This is a genomic window from Longimicrobiaceae bacterium (assembly GCA_035696245.1).
Lineage (GTDB): Bacteria > Gemmatimonadota > Gemmatimonadetes > Longimicrobiales > Longimicrobiaceae > DASRQW01.
Window position 1 is genome coordinate 1 of sequence record DASRQW010000009.1, and the last position, 9,841, is coordinate 9,841.

General features: G+C 67.0%; 8 protein-coding genes. 1 reads left to right on the top strand and 7 read right to left on the bottom strand.

What is annotated here, in order from left to right; translation table 11 throughout:
- The coding region (locus VFE05_00295) for a restriction endonuclease (protein HET6228480.1) at positions 1-396 on the top strand (396 nt) is incomplete at its 5' end.
- A 139-nt stretch (positions 397-535) separates the two neighbouring features.
- Here the strand turns inward: VFE05_00295 and VFE05_00300 are convergent.
- From VFE05_00300 to coxB, 7 genes are all read right to left on the bottom strand, one after another.
- Complete coding sequence (locus VFE05_00300) at positions 536-2,794, bottom strand: S9 family peptidase (GenBank protein HET6228481.1); 2,259 nt, start codon at positions 2,792-2,794, stop codon at positions 536-538.
- A gap of 139 nt (positions 2,795-2,933) precedes the next feature.
- The gene (locus tag VFE05_00305; protein ID HET6228482.1) at positions 2,934-4,373 is read right to left on the bottom strand and encodes an ATP-binding protein; all 1,440 of its coding nucleotides are present in this window, start codon (positions 4,371-4,373) and stop codon (positions 2,934-2,936) included.
- Between the two features lie 288 nt (positions 4,374-4,661).
- Positions 4,662-5,549 (bottom strand): cytochrome c oxidase assembly protein, encoded by an 888-nt coding sequence (locus VFE05_00310; protein HET6228483.1) that lies wholly within the window; start codon positions 5,547-5,549, stop codon positions 4,662-4,664.
- 59 nt (positions 5,550-5,608) lie between these two features.
- Positions 5,609-6,004, bottom strand: coding sequence for a cytochrome C oxidase subunit IV family protein (locus tag VFE05_00315; GenBank protein HET6228484.1), 396 nt, complete (start codon positions 6,002-6,004; stop codon positions 5,609-5,611).
- Between the two features lie 8 nt (positions 6,005-6,012).
- Positions 6,013-6,654: a cytochrome c oxidase subunit 3 gene (locus VFE05_00320; GenBank protein HET6228485.1), complete on the bottom strand. Its 642-nt coding sequence runs from the start codon at positions 6,652-6,654 to the stop codon at positions 6,013-6,015.
- Positions 6,655-6,732: 78 nt separating this feature from the next.
- Positions 6,733-8,676: a cytochrome c oxidase subunit I gene (gene ctaD, locus VFE05_00325; GenBank protein HET6228486.1), complete on the bottom strand. Its 1,944-nt coding sequence runs from the start codon at positions 8,674-8,676 to the stop codon at positions 6,733-6,735.
- A 114-nt stretch (positions 8,677-8,790) separates the two neighbouring features.
- Positions 8,791-9,841: cytochrome c oxidase subunit II (gene coxB / locus VFE05_00330; protein ID HET6228487.1), on the bottom strand; the 1,051-nt coding region annotated here is incomplete at its 5' end.

Consider the following 9,841-nt stretch of genomic DNA (forward strand, 5'->3'; position numbering starts at 1 on the left):
ATCCGCCAGGACGTCGTCGAGAAGGCGCACGAGTTCATCAAGGACCGCATTCTCGCACTCTCCCCTGAGGAGATGGAGATCCTGACGGCGGCAGTTCTCCGCGCCATGGGCTACAAAGCCCGCGTCACACCCAAAGGCGCCGACCGCGGCCGCGACGTCATTGCGTCGCCCGATGGGCTCGGCTTCCAGCAGCCACGCATCATCGCTGAAGTGAAACACCGTCGCCGGGACCCGATGGGCGCAGAACGGATCCGCAGTTTCCTCGGCGGCCTGCGCTCCGGCGACAGCGGCCTCTACGTGAGCACCGGCGGGTTTACCCGGGAGCCAAGTATGAGGCCGACCGCGCCACCATCCCCATCACCCTTGTGGACTTGGACGCTTTGGCGACGCTGGTGACAGAACACTATGACAGGTTCGACTCGGAAGGCCGCAGCTTGATCCCGCTCATCCGCGTCTACTGGCCGGCTTCATAAAGAAGGACCGCCGCACGGCAGGAGCCGGGCGGCGGTCTTCACATCTACCGAGCCTGCTTCGTTCAGCGCGCAGCCACGGACGACGAGGCGCCAGCGGGGACGTGGCTCTGGAGGTACGTCGTGAGCAGGGTGAAGAGGTGGCGCGTGGTGTTCTTGCCCTCGTAGATGCCGTGGGTGCGGTTGGGGTACTCCATCATCTGGAACTGCTTGTTCGCCGCGACGAGCGCATTCACCAGCGCCTCGGTGTTCTGGAAGTGCACGTTGTCGTCCCCGCTGCCGTGCACCACGAGGAGGTTGCCGCGCAGCCGGTCCACGAAGGTGAGCGCCGAGCCCTGCACGTAGTCGCTCAGGTTGAGCGACGGCAGGCCCATGTAGCGCTCCTCGTAGATGGTGTCGTAGAAGCGCATGTCCGTGACCGGCGCCACCGACATGCCCGTGCCGTACACGTCCGGGTAGCGGAACAGGCCGTTCAACGTGGACGAGCCGCCGCCGCTCCACCCCCAGATCGCCACGCGCGACGGGTCCAGGTACGAGCGCGACCGCAGCAGCGACCGCGTCGCCTCGGCCTGGTCGCGCGAGTTGACGCGCCCGATCTGCCGGTAGATGGCTTTGCGCCACGCACGCCCGCGCGGCGCCGGTGTGCCGCGGTTGTCCACACTCGCCACCACGTAGCCCTGCTGCGCGAGCAGCCGGTGCCACAGGCCCAGCGTGCCGCCCCACTCGTCCACCACGGTCTGCTCCGCCGGCTCGCCGTACACGTAGAAGAGCACCGGGTACTTCCGCGCCGCGTCGAAGCTGGGGGGACGGATCATCCACCCGTCCACCTGCACGCCCGCCGCGTCGGTCTTGAAGAACTCCGCGGGCGGGAGATGCAGGGCGGCCACGCGCGCCCGCAGCCGCGCGTTGTCCACCAGCACGCGCGCGACCGAATGGTCGGGCAGGCGCACGAGGTCGGTCTGCGGCGGGCTGTCGAAGCTGGACCAGTCGTGGATCGCCCACCGCGCGTCCGGCGAGATCTGGTACTCGTGCGCGCCGCGCATGCCCGCAGGCGTCACCCGCTCCGCGCGCCCGCTGCCGTCCAGGCGCGAACGATAGAGGAAGCGCTGCGTTGCGTTCTCCGGCGACGCGATGAAGTACACCCATCCCCCGGCCGTGTCGATGCTGGCGACCGAGACCACGTCCATCGCGCCCGGCGTGACCAGCTTCGCGTCGCCGCCGTCGCGCGAGACGGTGTACAGGTGCCGCCAGCCGTCGCGCTCGCTGATCCAGGTGAAGCGGCGTCCGCCGTCCAGCCAGCGCCAGTCGTCCACCACGTCCACCCACGCGCTGTCGCGCTCGGTGAGCACCGTGCGCACCTGGCCGGTGCGCGCGTCCGCCAGCAGCACGTCTAGCGTGTTCTGCAGGCGGTTGAGGTGCTGCATCACGACCTCGTTGGGGTTCGCCGCCCACTCCATGCGCGCGATGTAGTTGTTGCGCGGGTCGCCGGGCACCGCCAGCCAGCGCGTGGGGCCGCCCGCCGCGCTCACCACGCCCACCCGCCCGGCGGAGTTCGTGGTGCCCACCTTCGGGTACTGCACCGGCTTCACGCGCGAGTAGATCGAATCGGTGTTGTTGATGAGGTCGAAGTCGCTCACCCCCGAGGCGTCGAGCTGCCAGTAGGCGATGGAGGCGCCGTCCGGGCTCCACCGGAAGCCGTTGCGCAGGTCCAGCTCCTCCTCGTAGACCCAGTCGAACGTGCCGTTGATGATGGTGCGCGACCCGTCCGCCGTGAGCTGCGTCACGCGCCCGTCGGCCAGCGACTCCACGTACAGGTTGTTCTGGCGCACGTACGCCACCCGCCCGCCGTCTGGCGAGAAGGTGGCGAACATCAGCGTGGATTCCGGCGCACCGGCTCCAAGCTTCCGCAGAGAGCCGCTGGCGCGGTCCAGCACCCAGTAGTCGCCGCGCGTGTTCCTGCGCCACACGCGCTCCGAGTTCGTGAACACCAGCAGCTTGCGCCCGTCCGGCGACCACGAGTAGTCGTCCACGTCCAGCGGCTGCGATGCGCCCGCGGGCACCAGCTGCCGCGCCGCCACCAGCACGTCGCGGCGCCCCGTGTCGGGCGCGTAGCGGACGATGTCGACCCCGCCCGCCGTTCCCGGCTCCAGCGTGGTGTAGCCCGAGCCGTCCTGGAGCCACCTCGCCGGCCCGAACTCCTCGCCGGCGAAGTCGCCCGAGGCGAAGATGCGGTCCAGCGTGAGCGTGTCGCCCCGCTGCGCGTGGACGGGCACCGCGGCGAGCGCCGCCAGCAGCGACGCGGCGAGAACGGAAGAGCGTCTCATGGGCACATCTTCGTGGGGAGAGAAGACAATCGGCCTCGACCCGGCCGGTGGTGGAGCGAGCCGCGCATTGTACCGTGCCGCGCCGCCATCGCACAAGCGGAGCCGCCGTCCGGACTAGCTCGACGACGTCCAACCCTCGCTATTCCCGGTAGAGGTCGTCCATGTCCCACATGATCACGGGATGCCCGTCCTCCTCCGCCCGCGACCGAAAGTCCGGGGTGAACCCGGAGGCGGAGACGTACAGCAGCGGTGCAGAAGGTTCCAGTGCCTCGTGCGCCCACTGCCTCCCGGAAGATGCCAGGCGTCGCAGGTCCTCCAGGTGCTGTCTGTGTACGATGGGCGCACAGACACGGCCGCGGCACTTCACCGACCCGGTCATCATTCTCCCGTCCGTGAGCCGCGCGACGATGTCGATCTCCACCGGCTTGCGGTCGCGGTCCGTGCCCTCCCACCGGCCCCACTCCTTCACCATGGGCAGCTTCAGCGCACCGCGAAGCCGGTAGAACGCCTGCTCGGCGATCCGCTCGAAGACGTGGCCCATGTACGCTGGGAGCTTCGGCTCCACGTGCTGGGCCCACACCTCTTCCGGTTGGCTCGTCTCCAGCTCGTTCCGGAAGCGTGAGACGAACTTGTAGTAGAAGGCCACGGCGGGATCGGCGACCTGGTAGCGGTGTGGCTCGTTGTTCCGCGCCTCGAAGTTCCTCCGGCCTTCGATGTACCCCAGCCGCACCAGCATGTCGATCATGTTCCGCAGGCCAGCGTCGGCCTTCAGGCCCGTCTCCATCGCGATCTGGTTGCGCTCGGTGAAGCCGTTCCCCACCGCAGTCAGGACGGACTTGTACTCGGCGATGTTGCGCAGCCCCTTCTCCTGCTCGATCACCGTCTCCACCTGCGTACGCACGTCGCCGCGCGGGGCCAGCATGGCCGCCGCCGCATTCTCTCCCAGTGCCTTGGCAGAGTCCACGGACGCGAGATAGCGCGGAGTGCCGCCGAAGATTCCGTAGACTCGCGCCCGGTCCATCGGGTCGGCGTACGGAACCATCCGCGCCGCGTTCCAGTAGTCGAACGGTTGCAGCCGGTGCTTCCAGTCGATCCGCCCGTGCAGCGGCGACCCGGCCGAGTCCAGCCGTTCCATGATCTCCACGATGGAGCCGCAGAGCACCAGCACCAGGTTCGCACGCTTGCGACCGCGGTTCTTGTACTCTTCCCAGACCGCTGCGAGCTGGCTGTCGATGCCTTCCTCGCCTCCCCGGAGGTACTGGTACTCATCCAGCACCACCACCATCGGCTCCGGCGCGTTCAACTCCAGCAGGAACCGGAAGATGGTGCGCCATGTGGGATAGTCTTCCGGCGCGAGATCACGGCCGGACCAGCGTCCCAGCTCGCGCAGCAGATCCTTGCGGTTCAGCTCCGCGGTCGCCTCGCTCGCCACGTAGTAGAACGTCTGCGCCTCCGGCCACACGTGGTTCAGGAGGAACGTCTTTCCCCCGCGTCTGCGCCCGAACAGGAGCGCGAGCATCGGCTCCTGCCGCTTTAAGAGAGCCCGCAGCTCCGCGGTTTCCATCTCTCGATCAATCATCTCTCGGCACCGCGCGAGTTAGCCGCAATTCCGCACCCCAGTGTCTGTAATTATACATGCATGCAAATATATCTGCAAGCAGACGCACATACATCTAAGCATATGGTATGAAACTGCAGGAAGGCGAGCCAACGCGAAGAAGCCCCGGGATCGCTCCCGAGGCTTCTTCGTCGCCGAATCGATATGTTATACCAATGTTGGCGATCACCTGTGCATTGTGCGGTTCGGCTACCGAGCGTTCGCACGGTCTTGCTCCGAAGAATGCACAGTCATTCAACCGAATTGGTATTACCGCTGGAACGGCGGCGGGGCGTAGGTGAGACCGGCGCGGCTCACGGTGGCGCGGCCTTCCTTCTTCCCGTCCTGCCCCACCTCGCGGTTCGTCCAGCGGAAGTAGACGAAGGTGATGGCGATCCACAGCGTGAGACCGCCCGGCACCCACATGATCACCCCGCCCAGCCGCTGGTCGTCCAGCGCGGAAAGCGGGAAGATGCGCGGCGCCTCCACGTACCAGCTGTAGAGCGCGCCCGACGAGAGCGTGATCAGCGCGGCGGAGATCATCATGGGGATGCCCGCCAGGAACAGGTAGATCATCTGCAGCGGCGCGGCGATGCGGGGCAGCTCCGGCAGCGGGCTCATGATGGGCCACCACATGATCACCCCCGTCACCATGATCATCAGGTGCATGGTGATGTGGATGTCGTGGTTGCGCATCATCGTGTCGTACGGGCCGGGAAAGTGCCAGGCCAGGAAGATCACGTTGTTGAGCGCGAAGGCGATGATCGGGAAGGTGAGCGCCTTCGCAAGCAGCCGCAGCGCCTTCGGCCGGATGAGCGGGCGGACCAGCCAGTCCGGCAGGCCGGCCAGCAGGAAGGGCGGCATCACCAGGATCAGCACCAGGTGCTGCACCATGTGGGCGCTGAACAGGAAGTAGTCGCTCAGCTCGTGCAGGGGGCCCTGGAGCGCCAGGAACATCGACGCCATGGCGAACGAGAAGCTCGCCACCTGCCTGCGCGGCACGGGCCGCGAGCCGGCGAAGCGCCGGCGCAGCGGCCCGATGGCGAGGAAGTACGCGGCGATCAGCAGCAGCCACCCGATCATGAAGGTCGGGTATACCTTCCAGCTGGTCCAGTCGAACGAGGCCGAGTGGAGCAGCGACAGCGACACGGTCGACATCGGTTACTTCGATCCCGCTTCAGAGAAGAAGGCCCCGGCCGGGGCCGGAGCCTGCACGCTCAGCCGCCGCGCGGGCCGCCGGACACGTGCTGCGCGTCGGCCGGCGTGTTGGCGTGGTACTCGGTCGCCACGCCGTGCACCACGTGGAAGAGCATGATGCAGCCCACGATCACCAGGGTGCCCAGCAGCGCCGGGAAGGCGAATATGCCGGTGAAGAGCTTGTTGTCGAACTTCAGGTGCATGAAGTACGCGACCACCATGAAGAACTTGATGCCCGACAGGATCAGGATCAGGATCGCGGCCGTGCCAGACGCGTACACGCCCTTCGTCTCGCCGACGTAGCCCAGGATCTCGAGCACGGTCAGCAGCAGCAGCCCCGCGCCGATGAACAGGTAGAACCGGCGCGTGGGATGGGTGTGCTGGTCGTGTACGATCTCGCGCGTCGTGCTGGACATTCGGCCGCTCACTTGATGAGGTAGACGAGGGGGAAGATCACGATCCAGATCACGTCCACGAAGTGCCAGTACAGGCCGGCGATCTCCACGTTCAGCGTCTTCTCCGGCCCCACCTTCCCCTTGTGCGCCAGGTAGGCCAGCGTGAGCAGGTAGATGACGCCCACCGTCACGTGCGCGCCGTGGAAGCCGGTCAGCACGAAGAAGGTGGACCCGAACAGGTTCGTCTGGAGCGTGAGCCCCTCGTGGTAGAAGTGCGTGAACTCGAACACCTGGCAGCCCAGGAAGACCGAGCCGAAGAGCGCCGTCATCAGCAGCCACAGCACGCTTCCGGACTTGTCGCCCTTCTGCACGGCGTTCAGCGCCAGCACCATCATCACGCTGGACATGAGCAGGATGAAGGTGCTGAACGAGGTGAGCGGGATGTTCAGGATCCCGTGCTCCAGCTTGCCGTTCACCAGCGTGTCGTGCGGGTACGGCCCGGTGAGGCTCGAGCCCTTGTACGCCATGTACGTGGCGATCAGCGAGCCGAAGAGCAGGCACTCCGAGCCGATGAAGGTCCAGAACGCCATCTTGCGGCTGTCGAGGCCGGTGCTGGTGTCGATGTGCGCCGGGTCCGCGGCGTGCCCGGCCATCGCGTGTGCGTGATCCACTGTATCGTCTCCGTCGTCGCCTGAATCGGTTCGTCTCTCGCGCGGCCGCCGGGCACGTTCCCGGCGGCCGGTGCCCAGCTAGTGGGAGTGGCCCGGCTCGAAGGCGAAGGCGTAGACGGCGAAGACGATCGTCACCAGCCCCGCGAAGCTGAGGTACCACAGGTTGTGCGCCGGCCCCGTGACCTGGCGGAAGATCATGCTGCCGAAGAAGACCGAGATGCCCGCGGCCAGCACGATGGGCCAGTACGACGGCGGTGGCAGGTGGATCCCCAGGTCGTGCGCCGACATCTTGTTCTCGTCGGTCACGTCGCGCACCTCGCCCACCTTGGTGCCGCCCAGCGTGATCCGCTCGGTGGTCTCGTCGACCTTGCCGTGCGGGATGCCGCCGGAGAGCGCGGGGTCGCCCTCCCACAGGGGCATACGCGAGTGCACCACCGGGATCTCGCGGAAGTTGTAGACCGGCGGCGGCGACGGGATGCTCCACTCCAGCGTGGCGGCGCCCCACGGGTTGTTGCCCGCCACCTCGCCGCGCTTCCACGCGGTGAAGAGGTTGATGGCGAAGATCAGCGTGGCGAGCACGATGACGACCATGCCCACCGTCTCCAGCTGGTTCAGCGCGGTGAAGCCCAGGTTGTCGGCGTACGTGAACGTGCGGCGCGGCATGCCGTACATCCCCAGGAAGTGCATGGGGAAGAAGGTCATGTTCATGCCGATGAGCGTGAGCCAGAAGTGCACCTTGCCCATCTTCTCGTCGAGCATGCGCCCGAAGACCTTCGGATACCAGTAGTACAGGCCGGACCACAGGCCCAGCACCGTGCCGCCGAAGAAGACGTAGTGGATGTGCGCCACCACGAAGTACGTGTCGGTCTGCTGCAGGTCGGCCGGCGCGGCCGAGTGCATCACGCCCGAGATGCCGCCCACCGTGAACATCGCGATGAAGGCGATGGAGAAGAGCATGGCGGTGGTGAAGCGCAGGTTGCCGCCCCACATGGTGCCCAGCCAGTTGAAGATCTTGATGCCGGTGGGGATGGCGATGAGCATGGTGCTCAGCGCGAAGAACGAGTCGGCGATGGGGCCCATGCCCGTGGCGAACATGTGGTGGCTCCACACGCCCCAGCCCAGCCACCCGATGAGGATGCCGCTGAACACCATCACGTTGTAGCCGAAGAGCGGCTTGCGCGAGAAGGTGGGCAGCACCTCCGACACCATGCCCATGATGGGCAGGATGAGGATGTACACCTCGGGGTGGCCGAACATCCAGAACAGGTGCTGCCAGAGCAGCGGGTCGGCCCCGGCGCTCACGGTGTTGAAGAAGTTGGTGCCGAACAGGCGGTCGAACATCAGCTCGGTGACGGCGATGGTGAACACGGCGAGCGCCGTGACCATGAGCACCGAGGTGATGAGGGTGAGCCAGGTGAAGATGGGCATGCGCATGAGCCGCATGCCCGGCGCCCGCATGTTGATGATGGTGATGATGAAGTTCAGCGACGCGATGATGGACGAGAAGCCCACCACCTGCAGGCCCAGGACGTAGAAGTCCATATTCAGGCCCGGCGAGAACGTCTTGATGGTGAGCGGCGCGTAGGCGAACCAGCCCGAGTTGGGCGCCGCCTTCAGGAACCAGCTCACGTTCAGGAAGAGGCCGCCGAAGAAGTACACCCAGAACGACAGCGCGTTGAGCCGCGGGAACGCCACGTCGCGCGCCCCGATCTGGAGCGGCACGAGGAAGTTGAAGAACGCGGCCGTGAGCGGCATCAGCGCCAGGAAGATCATCGTCAGCGCATGCATGCTGAAGAGCTGGTTGTAGCTCTCGGCGCTGAGGAAGTCGTTGTTGGGCACGAAGAGCTGCACGCGCACCAGCCCCGCCTCGATCCCCCCGACCAGGAAGTAGAGGAAGGCGGTGACGCCGTACATGACGCCGATCCGCTTGTGGTCTACGGTGGTGATCCAGCTCCACAGACCGGTCTCAGCGTGGGGTGCGGCCGCCGCGCGGGGGGCGGCCACGGTTGCAGTCGATGCCATTCCTACTCCATCGGTTTGCGGCGCGGGCCGCCGCGGGTGTGCGGCGGTGCCCTCCGGCGCCGGATCACGAAGCGCGCGCCCCCCGGACCGTGCGTCCGGGGGCGGCCGTCCCTGTTACTGCAGGCTCTGCAGGTACGCCACGATGTAGGGAATCTCCTCGTCCTTGAGATTCAGGTTCGGCATCTTGGACCCCGGCTTCACGCCTGGCGGGTCGTGCAGCCACGTGGCGAGGCTCTTCGCGTCGTTGGGCAGGATGCCGGCGGCCAGCGTGCGGCGCCGCGCGAAGTGCGTCAGGTTGGGCCCGGCGATCCCCGCCATGGGCGTGCCCTTGATGGTGTGGCACCCGGCGCAGGCGCCCTGCGTGACCAGCCGCTTGCCCGTGGCGATGGACGAGTCGGTGGGCTCCACCGCGGGGCGCGCCTCGTTGGCGAGCCACGCGTTGAACTCGGCCGGCGTCTGCGCGATCATGCGCATGCGCATGAGGGCGTGCGAGTCACCGCAGAACTCCGCGCACTGGCCCATGTAGATGCCGGGCGCCTCGGGCGTGAAGACCAGGTGGTTCACGCGGTTGGTGATCAGGTCGCGCTTGCCGCCCATCTGCGGCACCCAGAACGAGTGCAGCACGTTGTCCGAATGCAGCCGAAGCGCCACCTGCCGGCCCACGGGCACGTGGATCTCGTTGGCCGTGTAGACGGTGTCGTTGCCCACGGCGTACTTGAACTGCCACCACCACTGCTTGCCCACCACGTCGATGGTCAGCGCGTCCGCGCGCGGCGTGGGCTGGGTGGAGAAGATGGCCTTCACGGTCGGCACGGCGATGATCGCCACGATGACCGCGGGGATCAGCGTCCAGGTCAGCTCCAGCGTGGTGTTGCCATGGATCTGCTGCGGCTCGGGCGCACCCGGGCGGTACCGGAAGCGCAGGAGGATGTACGCCATGACCGCGAACGTCAGGAGGCCGACGCCGATCCCCAGCTTCAGGGTCAGGAAGTACAGGTCGTCCTGGATACGCGCCATGTCGCTGGCCGGCACCATGGTCGTCTGCGGGTACTCCTTCAGGTGGTCGGTGCCGCGCGCGCAGGCGGACAGGATCGGAAGGACAGCCAGCGACGCCCACATGGCGGCCGCGCGGATGCGGGGGAGGATCGCCCGGCCCGGGGTGCCG

What these genes read in the sequence shown, in the direction of transcription:
- VFE05_00305 (HET6228482.1), bottom strand. Translation starts at nt 4,373, where the DNA reads ATGATTGATCGAGAGATGGAAACCGCGGAGCTGCGGGCTCTCTTAAAG.
- ctaD (HET6228486.1), bottom strand. Translation starts at nt 8,676, where the DNA reads ATGGCATCGACTGCAACCGTGGCCGCCCCCCGCGCGGCGGCCGCACCC.
- VFE05_00315 (HET6228484.1), bottom strand. Translation starts at nt 6,004, where the DNA reads ATGTCCAGCACGACGCGCGAGATCGTACACGACCAGCACACCCATCCC.
- VFE05_00300 (HET6228481.1), bottom strand. Translation starts at nt 2,794, where the DNA reads ATGAGACGCTCTTCCGTTCTCGCCGCGTCGCTGCTGGCGGCGCTCGCC.
- VFE05_00310 (HET6228483.1), bottom strand. Translation starts at nt 5,549, where the DNA reads ATGTCGACCGTGTCGCTGTCGCTGCTCCACTCGGCCTCGTTCGACTGG.